Annotated in this window: 11 protein-coding genes; 1 reads left to right on the top strand and 10 read right to left on the bottom strand. The window is 59.5% G+C overall.

Translation table 11 applies throughout. From position 1 onward, the window contains the following. Positions 1–785 precede the first annotated feature (785 nt). The gene (locus Q0K15_RS07795) at positions 786–2000 is read left to right on the top strand and encodes a GHKL domain-containing protein (RefSeq protein ID WP_294514932.1); all 1215 of its coding nucleotides are present in this window, start codon (positions 786–788) and stop codon (positions 1998–2000) included. Positions 2001–2070: 70 nt separating this feature from the next. Here Q0K15_RS07795 and Q0K15_RS07790 read toward each other — a convergent pair whose 3' ends face one another. From Q0K15_RS07790 to Q0K15_RS07745, 10 genes are all read right to left on the bottom strand, one after another. Continuing rightward, entirely contained in the window at positions 2071–3381 is a 1311-nt protein-coding gene (locus tag Q0K15_RS07790) for an NCS2 family permease (protein ID WP_294514930.1), read from the bottom strand. 13 nt (positions 3382–3394) lie between these two features. Next, entirely contained in the window at positions 3395–4702 is a 1308-nt protein-coding gene (locus tag Q0K15_RS07785) for an NCS2 family permease (RefSeq protein WP_294514928.1), read from the bottom strand. Then, a complete protein-coding gene (locus Q0K15_RS07780) occupies positions 4699–5577 on the bottom strand; it encodes a hypothetical protein (protein ID WP_294514926.1) in 879 nt (292 codons plus the stop codon). Before Q0K15_RS07780 ends, Q0K15_RS07785 begins: the two co-directional genes overlap by 4 nt. 17 nt (positions 5578–5594) lie before the next feature. Then, positions 5595–6596 carry an ABC transporter permease gene (locus Q0K15_RS07775; protein WP_294514923.1) on the bottom strand — a complete coding sequence of 334 codons (1002 nt, stop codon included), beginning with the start codon at positions 6594–6596 and terminating at the stop codon, positions 5595–5597. After that, complete coding sequence (locus Q0K15_RS07770; protein ID WP_294514921.1) at positions 6593–8143, bottom strand: sugar ABC transporter ATP-binding protein; 1551 nt, start codon at positions 8141–8143, stop codon at positions 6593–6595. Before Q0K15_RS07770 ends, Q0K15_RS07775 begins: the two co-directional genes overlap by 4 nt. A 14-nt stretch (positions 8144–8157) precedes the next feature. After that, on the bottom strand, positions 8158–9558 hold the full coding sequence (locus Q0K15_RS07765) for an NCS2 family permease (protein ID WP_294514919.1): 1401 nt from the start codon (positions 9556–9558) through the stop codon (positions 8158–8160). Next, positions 9555–10730, bottom strand: coding sequence for a substrate-binding domain-containing protein (locus Q0K15_RS07760; protein ID WP_294514917.1), 1176 nt, complete (start codon positions 10728–10730; stop codon positions 9555–9557). Before Q0K15_RS07760 ends, Q0K15_RS07765 begins: the two co-directional genes overlap by 4 nt. A gap of 100 nt (positions 10731–10830) precedes the next feature. Beyond that, on the bottom strand, positions 10831–12858 hold the full coding sequence (locus Q0K15_RS07755) for a SpoIIE family protein phosphatase (protein WP_294514915.1): 2028 nt from the start codon (positions 12856–12858) through the stop codon (positions 10831–10833). A 14-nt stretch (positions 12859–12872) separates the two neighbouring features. Beyond that, positions 12873–14618, bottom strand: a complete 1746-nt coding sequence (locus tag Q0K15_RS07750; RefSeq protein ID WP_294514913.1) for an MATE family efflux transporter — start codon at positions 14616–14618, stop codon at positions 12873–12875. Beyond that, positions 14615–15867: PP2C family protein-serine/threonine phosphatase (locus Q0K15_RS07745; protein ID WP_294514911.1), on the bottom strand; the 1253-nt coding region annotated here is incomplete at its 5' end. The genes Q0K15_RS07750 and Q0K15_RS07745, both read right to left, overlap by 4 nt.

Below are 15867 nucleotides of genomic sequence, written 5' to 3'. Positions count from 1 at the left end.
CGTCGTCTGCGGACGACAGAACTCTGCGAGGCTCTTGCACAAAATCTGAGGCATTCCTACTTTTTCGACAAGCTGATCGCCGCAGTGAAAACTGCGGCGATTTCTTGTTTAGCCACAGACGGATTTCTATTTTTACCACCTAACCGATGACGATACGTCCCTCCCAGCGGCTATCCTCCCATTTGCGGACCATACTGTCCCCGGATAATCTGCACTCTGCTCTGGCAGCCTGACCCAGGGGATTCAGCCGATCACTGCCTGCACCGACAATCAGGCTCTGATCTACGGCCCAAATCATAGCCGACTATACCCAATCGCGGGTCTGACCCCTCTAAAAGAGATGAGAAACTGCCGTATAGCCAGGCCTTCTTTCAGCAGCCCCTCTTGACGGCTTTTTGTATCCATGTTATTTATTATATAAATCCTTACTAATCTGGAAAATGATTGTTCAAAATTTGCTGTTATCTGCGCAAAATTTGTAATCTCGTCTCAGAGCGGAGGACCGCCATACTGCCGATTGTCACTTTTTCCTATGCGGGTCCAGCTTTGCGATAAATTTTCAGCATGTGACCCGGGTGACCGGCCAGACAGCCACTCCGGTCAATGGTCAGGCCGCTTCGCTATCCCGGCCAGCGGCGACGGAGTTCAAGAATGCATGGAGGAAACGACTGGCTGACAGAAACCAATGAGTGATAACAGCCGCAGACGAAATGAGGAATGATGTTGAAACTGGATTTTTATCACACCTTATACATTGGGATCTCACAGGCCTTTTGGGCAGCTTTGTGTTTCTTTTGATCGATTTCCGCAAACCGGTGGCCAAGTGGCGCACCCGCTGGATTGTCACAGCGGTGCTGATTGTGGGCACCAATCTGTTTGCGCTGCTTTTCCTGAATTTCTGGGACACTTATTATCGCGTAGGCTTCTTTACCGTGACGGTCCCCTACATTCTGGTCACACTTTGGTGCTCCCAGTATCGGGACTTCCGCGCCGTTTTCAGTATTATTACCGGCCTGTTCGTCGGCTGCATCGGAACGGCCAACGAAATGCTGGCCGAACTGCTGCTCCAGCACAGCAAATACTGCGAATACTATGCCTTTGCTGTCCGCGCCATTTCCTTCTTTCTGATGTTTTTTATCCTGCGGCGGTTCAGCGTTACCTACCGGCAAATGCTTCACCAGCTCAACCGCAGCTGGGGAATTCTCTGCCTCATCCCATTCTCCGCATTTATTGCCATGCTGTATACCGCCAGCAATTTTGCTAATTCCGTTACGATTATCGTGCTGACCTATGGCTTGATGATAGTATCCAGCTGCGCCTACTACTTGATGTACCTCTTTTTTGACCGGGTACAGAGGGAAAACAACGCCCGTTATGAGGCCCAGCTGTCCACCCTGCAGGTGTCTGCCCTGCGCAGCCGCATGGAGGCGGTGCGAGCTGCGGAGAATGCGATCCGTACCGAGCGCCATGACCTGCGCCACCGCCTCCAGGCCGTGGCCGAGCTGGTATCCCATGGGGAAAAGGATGAGGCCCTGGACTTTCTGGACACCGCTAAAAAACGGCTGGATGAGCACAAAGAGATCCGTTGGTGCCGCCCGCCGGTGCTGGACGCCGTGTTTTCCTCCTACTTCGACCAGGCCCAGCAGCAGGGCATCCATGTGGAGACAAAGATCGCCCCGCCCGACGCTCTGCCGGTGAACGAGAGCGAGTTGGCCATCGTCCTGGCAAACGCCCTGGAAAACGCCATCCACGCCAATCTGGAACTGCCCCGGGAGCAGAGGGAGATCCGCTGCACACTGGTAGGAAGCCCCAGTATCATGCTGGAGATTTCCAATCCATGTATCGGCAATATCTCTTTTGACAGCAGCGGCCTGCCGGTGTCCCAAAGGGATGGGCACGGTCTGGGGGTACAGTCCATCTCTGCTTTTTGCCGCAAAAACGGAGCCGTCTGCCAGTTTGACCTGACCGACGGCTGGTTCCGGTTCAGATTGGTGCTGTAATCTAGCAAACTGAAGAAAGGGGTTCCCGCAGACGGATTTTCTGCGGGAACCCCTTTTTCTGCTCTATCGGCTATGGGAGGGTACCCAGCACGGCGTTGAGGACAAACACGGCGGCCAGGAAATAGAGCGCCGGATCCACCAGATGGGCCCGCTTCCGGCACACCATTACCACCACATAGGAGACTACCCCCAACATGACTCCGGTGGTGATGGAAAAGGTGAAGGGCATCCCCACAATCATTAAAAAGCTAGGCAGGGACACTTCCACATGTTTCCAGGTAATTTGGGTGATACCGCTCATCATAGACATACCCACCATGACCAAGGGCGCGGCCAGAGCGGCGCCGGTCACCACCCCTGCCAGCGGCGTAAAGGGCAGCATACACAGAAAGAGCAGGCCAGTGACCACAGCGGAAAGACCGGTACGGGCCCCCTCCCGGATACCGGTGGCGGATTCTGCCATGGCGGTCACATTGCTGACTCCCAACAGCGCCCCGGCACAGGTAGCGGCTCCGCAACAGAGCATAGCCTCCCTCTGCCCTGCCAGGTCTCCGGTGGTATCCGTCAGCTTGGCGTCCCCCGCCACGCCCAAAAGGGTGCCCAGGGCGTCGAAATGCTGGGAGACCAACAGGGTGAGCAGCGCAGACACCAAGGGTATGGGACCCAGGGCCAAAAGGCCGGTGAAGTCCGGCTTCAGCGGGGTCAGTGACAGCTCCGGAGCGGCCGTCAGTGACTGGGGCAGGACGGTCACCCCCAGAGGGAGCCCCAGCACCACTGTAAATGCCATGCCCAGTATGAGGGCCCCGGGGACCTTTTTCATCACCAGCACCGCCGTGACAAAGATGCCCAGCAGGGCCAGCAAAGGCTCCGGCGCGGCCAGAGTGCCCATATCTACCAGGTTGTTATCGGCGGTAATGAGGCCTGCGTTGATGAGCCCCGAGAGGGTGAGGAAGAGCCCCACGCCGGCGGACAGGGCGAACTTGAATGGCATGGGCAGGGCGTCGTTCAGCCGTCCCCGCAGCGGACTGAGGGACAGGGCCAGGAACAGGACTCCAGAAAGCAGCACCAGGGCCAGGGCCTGCTGCCAGGTACAGCCGTACTTCTGGCAGAGGGTATGGGTAAACAGGGTAGTAAAGCCCAGACCGGGGGCCAGCGCGAAGGGCAGATTGGACACCAGACCGGACACGATGCTGCCCACAGCGGCGATCAGGCAGGTGGCCGTCATGACCGCTTCAAAGTCCATACCCGCCCCGGAGAGCAGGCCCGGAATGACCAGAATCAGGTACACCATGGCACAGAAGGTGGTGCAGCCGCCCCGGAGTTCTCCGGCCAGAGTAGCGCCCCTCTGGGAAAGGCGGAAGAATTGCTCCAGTTGTTTCATTTCTCCTCACCTCCTATATCGCTGAAAGGACGTACATGGCCACGAACAGGGCGGTCAGAAGGTAGGTGACGGCGGGAATCTTCTTCCCCTTCCCGCTGACCAGGCTGATGGCGGTATAGGAGATAAAGCCCACACCGATCCCATCCGCCACCGAATAGGTAAAGGGAATCATGATCATGGTGAGGAAGCAAGGCAGGGCGATCTCCACCTGGTGCCAGTAGATGTTGGTGGCGTTGTGGATCATCAGCATACCGATGAGCACCAGAGCGGGAGATGTGGCCGCCCCTGGGATGATCCCCGCAATGGGGGCCAGCAGGATGGCCGCCAGGAACAGCACCCCGGTGGCGGCGGCATACAGCCCAGTCCGGGCCCCGTCCGCCACGCCGGTGGAGCCCTCTACTGGGATACCGATTGGGGGCGCGCCCAGCAACGGCGCGGCGGCGGTGGACAGGGCTACCGCCGTCATGCCCCGGCTATACCGCCCCAGGCCCCCCTTTTCATCCAGCAGGTCCCCCGCCCCGGCAATGCAGATGAGAGCCCCCAAAGTATCAAAGCACAGGCACATGGTAAAGGTGACCACGGCGGTAACCAGAGGCAGCACCCCCAGGGACAACACGCCGCCAAAATCCGGGGACAGGAGCAGCGGGCGCAGGGAGGATAGGGACAGGCGCATGGATTCCGGCGCCTGGGTGACCCCCAGGGGGAAGCCCAGCAGCGTGGTGACCACAATGCCGATGAGCATGGCCCCCTTCACCTTCCAGGCCATCAGCACACCGGTGATCAGCAGCCCCAGGATGGCCAGGAAGGTGGCCGGGGCGCCGATCTCCCCCAGCAGCAGCGCGCCGTTCTCGGCCCGGACGATGCCGGAGTTCAGCAGCCCGATGAGGGCAATAAACAGCCCCAGGCCGGCGCTGATGGCGTTTTTCATGCTGGGCGGGATGCAGGAGATCATCTGGTCCCGCAGAGGAGTCAGGCTGATGATTAAATAGGCCACCCCCGACAGACTCACCACCGCCAGGGCCTGCTCCCAGGTGTAGCCCATGGTGAGGCAGAGGGTATAGGTAAAAAAGGCGTTGAGGCCCACACCCGGCGCCAACATGAAAGGCAGGTCAAAGGCAGCGGAGAGAAAGCAGGCCAGGGCGGAGGACAGGCAGGTGGCCAGCAGCACACCGGTATAGTCCATACCGGTAAGGGACAGATTGCTGGGGGTGACAAACAGGATGTAGGCCACCGAGAAAAAGGAGGTCAGCGCCCCCAGCAGCTCCCGGCGGACGGTGGTCCCCTGCTTGGTCAGGTGAAAAAACCGTTCCAGTGTCCTCATGTCTCATCCTCCTCCGGTTGCTCCATGCGCAGCACCACATCAGCCTGGGTAATGACAAAGGAGGAGCGTTCCGACGCCACCCGTCGGCACAGCAGCAGCTTGTCCCGCAGCTTGTCGGTCACTTCCTTCACCCCGGCACGGATCTCCGGGTCCTCCGTCCAGGCGTGGACCACCACCCGCTCCGGTTCCAGTTCCACCCTGCGGATAGCCATGTGCTTACGGAATTCCCGGCGGTCCCTGGCGCTGGGCATCTTCTCCACATCATAGAGAAAGCTGACATTGCGCCCAGCCGCGATGTCCAGCTCGTCTGCCAGGCAGAGCAGCGCCGCCAGATAGGGCAGGCTCACCGTCTTGCCCGGCTCCACCTCAAACTGAGGCGGGTAGCCCGTCTCGTCCAGAAGATCCGTTTTCCGGTGGCCCCGGCAGACCTGGATGACCGCCCTGGCATAGGCCTCGTTGGGAAAATCCAGCATACGCCAATATTTTTGCAGATACAGGCCGGACAGCTCCTGGTGGTAATCCCGCACGGCCCAGGCACGCTGGGTGTCATCCGCTGGCTCCGGAATGCCCAGCACCCCGCGGAACTGCTCAAAGTCCGATACGGACACCCCCATGCCCACATCGTGGAACAGAGCCCCCATCAGCAGTACATAGAGCTCCTGGGCGTTCAGCTTCTCTATCTGGCTGCCGATGAGTTGATTGCACAGCTCCAGGATATCAAGGGTGTGGAGCACCGTGTGGTCGGTAAAGTCGGGGAAGTAGTTCTCATACCGGCAGAGCATCCGTTGGGAGATCACCACGCAGTCCCGGTACCGGCTGTGCAGCTCCGGGGCGTGTCGGGCCAGCCTGCGCTCAATGCCATAGTCCAGTTTCATTGCAATTCCTCCCTTTTTCAGGGCATGATATAGGCCTTCCGCCGACGCGGTCCGTAAGCGGCCACCAGGGCCAGGGCCAGCACACCGCCCTTGACCGCCGGCAGCACATAGTAGACCACCCCCATCTGGGTCAGCCCGTTTTCCAACACCGCCACCAGCGCGGCCCCCGCCAGCGTTCCCAGGGCATTGGGCTTTTCCGCACCGCCCACAGAGCGCCCCACAAACACGGCGGCCAGAGAGGGCATCAGGTAGCTGTCGCAGCCGGAAATCTGTGCCGCTGAGTTGCGGGAGCAGACCACTATGGCCCCCACCGCAATCATAGCAGCGGTGAGCATCCCTGCCAAAAAGCGGTATCTCTTGACCGGAATGCCGGAGTATGCCGCGGCGGTATGGTTGCTGCCCATGGCGTACAGGCAACGGCCATGGCGGGTATACCGCAGAAACACGAAGGCAAAGCCCGTGCAGGCCAGCATAATGAGAATGCACCAGGGCGCCGAGCCTATGGCCAGCGCCCCCTCCGTCCAACCCGAGCGGGCCGGCGCGGCTCCCCAGGGCGTGGGCATGCCGGCGGACACCGCGCCGCCGCCCGTCCACCACAGACCCAGCCCCTGATACACAAACATCATCGCACAGGTGGCCAGCATGTCGGGTACCCGGCAGACCAGAATAAGAAACATGGCCAGCAGATACAGCCCCATGGTCAGCACCACAGTGAGCACAACACTTACCCACAGGGGCAGGCCAAACCACAAAAACAGACTTGCAAACAGAAAGGAGGAGACAGTGGCAAGGGTGCAGGCCGACATGTCAAAGCCGTCGGGCGCCATGGTAATGGTGGCGCCAATGGCAAAAATGGTGGTGATGGACATGGAGCGCAGGATATTGACGGCGTTGGCAGGTGAGAGAAAGGTCCCGCCCCGCAGCAGTGCGAACACCATCACGGCCGCCGCCAGGGCAATCACCGCCGCCCAGTCCATCCAAAAGCCGGCGGCGCCTCTTTTGTGCGGTATTTGGTTCAAGACTGAGTCCCCCTTTCTCTCTGCTCCGGCGGAAGAAACGGGGCCTTCCCGCCAACGGCGTAGTAGGTGATTTCCTCCTCGGAGGTGCGGGCAGTGACCAGCTCGGCGGCAATGCTGCCGCCGTACAGGACATAGATCCGGTCGGTCACTTGTAGCAGCTCGCTGGGGTCGGCGGAGGCGTACAGCACGCCGCAGCCTGCCTGGGCCAGCTGGGTCATGAGCCGAAGCATTTCGGCCTTTGCGCCCACGTCCACCCCCTTGGTAGGCTCATCCAGAAGATAGAGGCGGCAGCCGGCGGCAAGCCACTTCCCTACCACCGCTTTCTGCTGATTGCCGCCCGAGAGCAACTCCATCCGCTGCCGGGTGGAGGGAGTTTTGATCTCCAGCCTCTCAATCTGTGTGCGGGCGTTCTGCTCCAGCCTTCTGCTGGAGAGAAATGACAGACGGCTCCACTGTTTCAGGCTGGCAATTCCCAGATGAAAGGAAACGCTTTCCCCGGGGAAAAGCCCCTCCTTCCGACGCTCTTCCGGCACCAGTCCCATGCCCAGCGCCGCTCCGTCTGCGGGGCAGCGGGGATTGACCGGCCTGCCGTCCAGCAGGATCTCCCCGGAAGCCCTGGGCAGGATGCCGAACAGAGCCTTGCACAGCTCGCTCTTTCCCGCCCCTACCAGGCCGGCCAGGCCGATGATCTCTCCGTGGCGCACCGTCAGGGAGATGTCCCGGAGGCTGCCGTCCCGGCTAGAGAGGCCGTGTACCGACAGCAGCTCACCGCCTGGGGCACCAGAGAGGCGGGAGCGGGCCGTCTCCATCTCTCCGCCCAGCATATGGGCCACCAACTCTCCGGCGGTGGTTTGGGGGGTGATGGGACCGCTGGCGGCAAGCTTGCCGCCCAGCAGCACCGTATAGCGGTCACAGAGTCCAAGGACCTCTGGCAGGCGGTGAGAGATAAACACGATAGAGATCCGCCTCTCTTTGACCAGATCCCGGCAAAGGGCAAACAGCGTCTCCGTCTCCACGGTGCTCAGGGGGGCGGTGGGCTCATCCAGCAGAAGGATCCGACAGCGGCTGTGCAGCGCCCGTGCGATGAGCACCATCTGCTTCTGGGCCAGGGTCAGCCGGCTCACCGGCATGCGGACGTCAAAGTCCATGCGCAGCTGACATTTCAGCTGCTCTGCCTGTCGATATAATGCCCGCCAATCGACCCACAGGCGCCCGGGTTTTCCCAACTCGTCCAGCAGCATGTTTTCCGCCGCCGACAAGGCGGGGGCCAGAGCCTGGTCCACCTCCTGATAGACAATCTGGATGCCCAGCCTCTTGGCCGTCCCGGGACTGCGCAGCTCCACCGCCTCGCCGTCCAGCCGGATATCTCCGCGATAGCCGGGGTTGGCGCCGGCCAGCACCTTCATCAGTGTAGACTTTCCCGCCCCATTGGCGCCCACCAGGGCATGAATCTCCCCCGATAAGAGCTGAAAGTCCACATGCGCCAGCGCCTTGACACCGGGGAAGTCCACACAGATATCCTTTGCCTCAAGCGTAATCGTGTCCATATCTTCTCCGCCTGTCAATGGGTGACCAGGAACATCACGGTAAACAGCCCCGCAATGACCCAGGTACCCCCATTGATCTTTTTTCCTCTCCCGGCAAATACCTGGATCAGGACATGGGAGATCACGCCGAAGGCAATCCCATAGGAGATGTTATACGTCATGGGCATGATCGCCAGGGTCAGGAACGCCGGAACAGCCTCTCCGGTGTTTTGCCAGTTTATTTTTTTCGTACAGTCCATCATGAGAATGCCCACGTAGATCAGAGCCGCCGATGTGGCACAGTTTGGCACAAGGGAGGCCACGGGGCTGAAGAACATGGCCAGAAGGAAGAGTCCGCCGGTCGTCATAGCGGCCAGCCCGGTTTTGCCGCCCTCAGCGATGCCGGCGGAGGCCTCCACATAGGAGCTGACAGTAGAGGTGCCGCACACGGCGCCACACACAGTGGCCACAGCGTCGGCCAGCATGGCCCGCTCCATATTGGGCACCTCCCCCTTCGGAGTGAGCAGATTACCTCGGGCGCAGGCGCCATACAGGGTGCCGATGGTATCAAACATGTCCACCAGGCAGAAGGCCAGGGCGGTGGTCCCAATTAGGAGCGCCAGCTCAGCGGGATTGTGGTCGGCCAGATAGGGCGAAAAATCAAATCCCTCTGTAAAGACCCGGCCAAAGGCCGAGGCTCCAAACTCGCCAAACGCCGTAAAGGGATTCAAATTCAGAGCGGCGCCTAAGTCTGAATAGAACCCCGGGACCGTAATGCCCAGCAGGTAATACAAGAGGGTGCCGCCCAGGATCCCCCACAGAACGGCGCCCTTTATCCCCCTGTATGTCATAACGGCAATGGCGGTCAGGGCGATCAGGGTCACCAGGATGGGCATCACATCCGACCAGGTGGCAGAACCGAAGAACAGATTGAGCGACGCCAGGTCCACAAAGGTATCGGGATCTGCCACCACGATACCGGCATTCTGCAATCCGATGAAAGCGATGAACAGACCCACCCCGGCGGGAATGGCTGCGCGCACGGATGTGGGAATGGCATCAAAGATCTTTTTCCGCAGACCGGTCACGGTCAGGAGGATAAAGGCGATCCCATCCAGCAGGATTAGGACCAGGGCATTGGCGTAGCTCAGCCCAAAGCCCAGGCACACCGTATAGACGAAAAAGGCGTTGGAGCCCATGGCAGAGGCCTGCGCCAGGGGCAGATTGGCCAGAAGTCCGATGAGAATGGTGCCGATGGCCGCGGAAAGGGCCGTGGCGATATAAATGGCATAATAGGATACGCCGGGCAGCTCCGCGAACATCCCCGCGTTTACCATGAGGATATACGCCATAGTCATAAAGGTGGTCAGGCCCGCCAGCAGCTCCGTGCGGATGTCAGACCCCTTTTCGGTTATGTGAAACAGCTTTTCTATCACGGTTTTCCAGATCCTTCCTCGTTTGTCGCTCCATCCCCCAGCAGCCGCCCCATCCAGTCCGTGGTGGGCATCCAGCTGCGGTCGGTGTAGGAATCCCCCGCTACCGTATCCAGGTTGGTGACGTTGATGCCGCCCACAGAGACCATGTCCTGGGTGACCACGGTGGTGGGCAGCTCCAGCCAGCTGGCCTGCTCCCCCGTCATGGGATCGATGATGGCGTCGTAGTCGCCCGACAGCTCCAGGGCCAGCACCCGCATGCCGAATTCCCCGTTATAGTTCCAGTTGGTGGTGGCGCAGGCCTTCCAGGGAGAGCCCTCCCGGGCCATTTTCTCGATGTCCGCGTTGCAGATGTCCACGCTCACCATGGGGATCTCATAGCCCCCCTGGGTCAGGGCGGTATAGACGCCGCTGGCATACAGGTCATAGCAGCACCAGACGGCATCGATCTCCCCCGTCTGGTATTTGGACAGGGTGGCGGTGGTGATGTCGGCCATGGAGGCTTCAGCATTGCTGAAGTCCGACGGGCCGATGGTCTCCACGGTGCGGATGAGCCCCGCCTCCTCATAGGCGGCATAGCCCTCCTGCCGGCGGTCAAAGGGGGAGAGAAAGTTGGGCCCCACCCATACCTTCAGGATATTGACCGGCTCTCCCGCCGCGGTCTTGTCCGGATACAACTCCTCACACACATACTCCAACAGCAGCTGGGCAAACTGGGCGTCCTGTTGGAAGAACTGGGTCACGCCGTCCAGGGTCTGGACCTGGCCGCTGCTGTCCCTGAACTGGGTGTCAAAGGTGACAATCTTCAGATCGGGATACTGCTCCAGCAGGTCTTTCAGAAAGGTATAGGCGTAATTCTGCCCGCCGTGGCTCAGCAGCAGCCCGTCATAGCCGGTGGCGGCGCATTGGGAGACGGTATCCTGCCATTGGGCGTCCGAGCCGCCGCAGAAGAAGGCGTCGTACTCCATGCCCAGCCTTTCCGCCGTCTCCTGGGCGGACTGGGACCACATCTGAAAAATATCCGAGGGTGCCATTTGCATGATGTAGGCCACCTTTTTTCCTGCCACCGGTGAATCCACGGCGGCCGGTTCTGGGTCGGGCTGGGCTCTGCCGGTACAGCCCACCAGAGAAAGGGCGCAAAGAAGTACGCACAATACGGCGGTTCCTCGTTTCATGGGCGTGGTTCCCTCCTCTTAAACATACCGTATCTGTATATTGCTGCGCAGGCCGCCGCGAAGGCGGACCAAGCGTAACAGGCCGTGGTGATACGCGTAATCACCAGCGCTTTTCTATGGTCAGTACATTCCATCCGTCCGTGTACGCATAGGACACCTGGTCCATGCTTTTCTTCACCATAAAGATTCCCAGACCGCCGATCTCCCGCTCCTCCGCAGAAAGAGTGGTGTCCGGTTCCCGCTGTGCAGTGGGATCGTAGGGCTTCCCATCGTCCATAAAGCGGATGACGGCCCGGCCGGCCGTGGTTTCGCAATCTACTCGGGCATCCGTAGCGCCGCTGTACCGGGCAATGTTGGAAAAGATTTCGTCCGCCGCGATATTTACCTGCGTGACCACCTTCATGGGTGCGCCCTGGTCCTGTAGCATGCGCTCCAGAAATTCACACACCTGGGGAATGCGCTCCAGCTCCGGCGGGGTCTGGAGGCTCTGCCGGATGGCCGTCCCCTTTCTCTGGAGGGACAGCATGGTGATGTCGTCAAACTGAGGGGCTGCACCCACAAAACGGTCAATATCCTCCTTAACCTGGTGCAGCAGCTTCTCTGGACCCAGCTCACAGTTCCGGTTCAGCGCCGCCAGCATGCGGTCGGTGCCATAGAGGGTGTTTGTCTCGTCTGTGGCCTCGGCCACGCCGTCGGTATACACAAAAAGCGTGTCCCCCACGCCGATCTCCAGCTGGTATTCCCGGTATCGGGCGTTTTCCATCCCTGCCAGTACGAAGCCATGCCGATCCTGGAACAATTCAAATTGTCCCCCCGCCCTCCGGATGGCCGGATACTCATGGCCGGCGTTGGCGGCGGTGAGCCTACCAGTGGAAATCTCATATACCCCCAGCCAGACGGTGACGAACATCTCCGCCTCATTGTTTTCACACAGCTGGTTATTGACCTTCTCTAGGGCCTCTTTGGGGGACGAGCCCATCTGCACCGCGTTTTTCAGCAGGGTTTTGGCAATCACCATGAACAGCGCCGCCGGCACGCCCTTGCCGGACACGTCGGCGATGACCAGAGCCAGGTGGTCCTCGTCCACCAGGAAGAAGTCGTAGAAGTCGCCACCCACCTCCTTCGCGGGGGTCATGCCGGCGTAGATATCAAATTCCGAGCGTTCCGGGAAGGCCGGGAAGATGCTGGGCAGCATATCCGCCTGAATCTGGGTGGCCACGTTCAACTCCGCGCCGATGCGCTCCTTTTCCGCTGTGACCTCCATGAAGCTGCGGATATAGGAGATCATATCCCCTTGCATTTTTGCAAATGCCCTTGCCAGCAGCTCCACCTCGTCTTTCGTGCGGATCTCCGGCACATTGACGGTGGCCGTTCCGGCCGCCAGCTCAGCCTCATTGTTCTCGATAAAGGCCGACGTCGCCTGGGTCAGCAGGTCAATGGGACGGATCACATTCCTCCGGGTCACAAACAGGAAAAGAAGGATGAAGGCCACCGTCAAAGCAGTAAGTATGGTTGCCAGCACCAGCAGGAAGTCCCGCTGCGTATTCATGACCTCATTCATGCTGATGTCAGCCATCACATAGCCGGCCATGCTCCCGTCAGAATGGAGCACCGGGGTCATGGCGGTCATCAGCCAGCCGTAGCTCTCATCCCACTGTATGATCGGCTCCACCGGAAGCCCGGCCAGCAAATTGTCGAGATTGTCGGCAAATGCGCCCACCAGCTCCACATAGGAGCCCAGCGCGCAGTACCCGCCTTCGGAATAGCTCCCGTCCGTATCCACATCCATATCCGAGTCAAATAGGAAGGTCACTCCCGTTCCGTGGGGCCGGACCACGTAGAGGTATTCCACATCGTTGTTGTCCACCATATCCCGGATAAACTTCTGAGTGACATAGTAGGCATCATCCACCTCTCCGGTGGCATAGTAGCGCTCCAGCGCATCGGCGTCTAGCTGACTGGCCAGCGTGCGGACCAGGTTGGTACCAAGCTTTCCATAATAATCCGTCATGGTGGAGCTGAAGATCCGGCAGCTTACAAAGATTGCTACCAAGCTCAGGGTGACGCTGAGCAAAATGATCAGTACCGTCAGCTTTTTGCCCAGAGAAAATTCCACCTTTGGCTTCATATCCGATCCCCCCATCACACACGGACAACCAGTGTATTGAACCCGGCATACCGGCGGTAAAAGAATTCCTTGGCTTTTTCCTTGATGATTTTAATTCCCAGCGTATCCAGGCCCGCACCACCTTCCAGGTCAATGGAATCGGTATCTAGGTCAAAGGGATTGAATGCTTTCGCGTTGTCCCGGAGATGGAGTGTCAGGGTGCCGTCCTTATGGGGTACGATGGTAAACTGAATATAGCCCACCTCCCCCAAAGGCGCCCGGCTCAGGATCACGGCGCACACCTCCTCCACCGCGATAGCGGCAAAGTAGCACTGTACAGAAGTGGCCTCGATCCCCTTCAGATAGGTGGAAATCTGCTGTTCCAAAGCGCCCAGATCGGCATCCCGGTTTTCCACAAACGCGCTGAATACGCGGCTGTCCTCTTCACCCAGATAGGTCCAGGAGCCCTTTCGGTAATTGTAAAGGCACAGCACAGCCAGGGCGGCTAGCTCCATGCAGGGGTAGGTCCACCAAAACAGCTCCGCGCCACCCAGGCTGAACATGAGGCTGAACAGCAGGAAAAACACAAAGGAACGCAGGGTAAACAGAAAATAGCTGATAAACTCCCGCCCCAAAGCCTGATAGTAGTAGGTCAGCACCATGTTGATACCCGAGGGGATCACGCACAGCGCATAGATACGGATGGCCGTGCTCCCCATGGCCAGTTCATCCGGAGTGCGTAGGCCAAAGGTGAAGCTGACCCATTGCGGAAAGCCCAGCAGCAGGACGAGAATGACCAGGTTGGCCACCATAGCCGCCTGAAACGCCTGACGTAGGGTACTGCGAATGTTGGCCTGGTTGTGCTCGCCCTGGAATGTGCTCACCATGGGCTGGAGAGCCATGCTGACGGCGTCATAGACAGACGCGGCAACCAGCGCTACATTGCACACAATGCCAAACACCGCAACGCCCAGCTCCCCGCTGATGGACATCAGCAGATGGTTGCACACTAGGATGGTGATAAACTGATAGACGTACTGTACCGAGGTGGCAAAGCCAGTCCGAAAGGCGCGAATGACCGAGGCAAGCTGATATTTGGGCCAGCAAAACCGCAGGCAGCCCCGTTTTTTGAAAAAGTGGACCAGGCTGATCAGGATCATCACAGCCGCACCCACGCCAGTGGAATACACCGAACCAGCCACTCCCATACCCTGCCGGACCACAAAAATATAGTTGAACAGGATGTCCAGGGCATTGCTGGTCACAAAGGCCACAGCCGCCAGCTTGGGATCGTTGTCGCAGTTGACAAAGTAGTAGAAGGGGCCCTGGCAGAACATAACGGGTACCAGCAGCAGCTGTGCCCGCACCAGTGCTTCGCTGTAAGCCCAGACCTCAGTTCCGGGCGTTCCGGCCCCCAGAAAGGTAAGCACCTGCGGGAGGAACAGCAGTCCCAGCGCACAAAGGGCTATGTTGATAAAGAGGTCGGTCCGCAGGACATCGGTAAAAATACGGTTCCCATCCTCCTCCCTGCCCTCGCTGAGGGCATTGGCGTAGTGGATCGAACCACCGATGGACAGCGAATAGCTGATGGTGTTGAATAGCATATAAATGGGCTGGGCGATACTGATGGCCGTCATCCCCACGGGTCCGATGGCGTTGCCCACAAAGATGCAGTCCGCCAGTCCGCCGGCGGCAATGCCCAGGCAGGAGAGCAGACTGGGCAGGAAAAAGCGGTAAAATGACTTTCGTACGAACACGGTCTCCCGTGAGGATACTCTCATTCCTGGCCTCCCTTTCGCTGGAGGGACAGCATGGTGATGTCGTCAAACTGAGGGGCCGCACCCACAAAACGGTCAATATCCGCCTTGACCTGGTGCAGAAGGCCTTCCGGTCCTAAGTCGCAGTTCTGGTTGAGCGCCGCCAGCATACGGTCGGTGCCATAGAGGGTGTTTGTCTCGTCTGTGGCCTCGGCCACGCCGTCGGTATACACAAAAAGCGTGTCCCCCACGCCGATCTCCAGCTGGTATTCCCGGTATCGGGCGTTTTCCATGCCCGCCAGTACGAAGCCATGCCGATCCTGGAACAATTCAAATTGTCCCCCCGCCCTCCGGATGGCCGGATATTCATGACCGGCGTTGGCGGCGGTGAGCCTACCGGTGGAAATCTCATATACCCCCAGCCAGACGGTGACAAACATCTCCGCCTCATTGTTTTCACACAGCTGGTTATTGACCTTCTCTAGGGCCTCCTTGGGGGACGAGCCCATCTGCACCGCGTTTTTCAGCAGGGTCTTGGCAATCACCATGAACAGCGCCGCCGGCACACCCTTGCCGGACACATCGGCGATGACCAAAGCCAGGTGGTCATCGTCCACCAGGAAAAAGTCATAGAAGTCTCCGCCCACCTCCTTGGCGGGGGTCATGCCGGCGTAGATATCAAATTCCGGGCGCTCGGGAAAAGCGGGAAAAATCCGTGGAAGCATATCCGCCTGGATCTGGGTAGCTACATTCAGCTCGGTCTCAATGCGCTGCCGAGCAGAGGAATCGGCGGCCTGCTTTTCCAGCAGGGTGTGGGTGCGCTTGGCCACAGTAATGCACACGAAGGCCATGCCCACCAGGATGGCGGAACGTGGCAGTAGGAAGAAGAGCACCGCCTCCCGGAAAATCTCCGGGGTGATGACCGCCTCCCTCGCATCGAAGACCTCGATCAGATTGGGGTCTCCCTCCCCCACAAACAGGCTGGCAATACCGGCCGCGTACAGGCAGACCACCGAAGCGACCAAGGCGCTGGCGGTCAGCCTGCGGGAGTAGTAGTGGCAGCTGAGGAGCACCGGGGCAATCCAGGCCAGCACCGTGTGCTTGGGGATGGCGATGGACAGCACGGTAATGCCCAGAATGCAGCAGCCCATGATGAGATATTTGAAGCGTCCGCCCAGCCGATCTATTCTGGGACAGAGCAGGGTGGGCTGCAGGAAGGAGACAATGCACACTGGCATGCCGATATTCATGACCAGCGGCGGAACGATAAAGA

It is taken from the genome of uncultured Intestinimonas sp. (genome assembly GCF_944387245.1).
Lineage (GTDB): Bacteria > Bacillota > Clostridia > Oscillospirales > Oscillospiraceae > Intestinimonas.
The sequence above is the reverse complement of the archived record's forward strand: the minus strand, read 5'-3'. Positions and strand labels throughout refer to the sequence as shown.

Bases quoted from the DNA above. Each gene is read 5' to 3' on its own strand.
- Q0K15_RS07790 (WP_294514930.1), bottom strand. From the start codon at position 3,381: ATGAAACAACTGGAGCAATTCTTCCGCCTTTCCCAGAGGGGCGCTACT.
- Q0K15_RS07785 (WP_294514928.1), bottom strand. From the start codon at position 4,702: ATGAGGACACTGGAACGGTTTTTTCACCTGACCAAGCAGGGGACCACC.
- Q0K15_RS07780 (WP_294514926.1), bottom strand. From the start codon at position 5,577: ATGAAACTGGACTATGGCATTGAGCGCAGGCTGGCCCGACACGCCCCG.
- Q0K15_RS07770 (WP_294514921.1), bottom strand. From the start codon at position 8,143: ATGGACACGATTACGCTTGAGGCAAAGGATATCTGTGTGGACTTCCCC.
- Q0K15_RS07760 (WP_294514917.1), bottom strand. From the start codon at position 10,730: ATGAAACGAGGAACCGCCGTATTGTGCGTACTTCTTTGCGCCCTTTCT.
- Q0K15_RS07755 (WP_294514915.1), bottom strand. From the start codon at position 12,858: ATGAAGCCAAAGGTGGAATTTTCTCTGGGCAAAAAGCTGACGGTACTG.
- Q0K15_RS07750 (WP_294514913.1), bottom strand. From the start codon at position 14,618: ATGAGAGTATCCTCACGGGAGACCGTGTTCGTACGAAAGTCATTTTAC.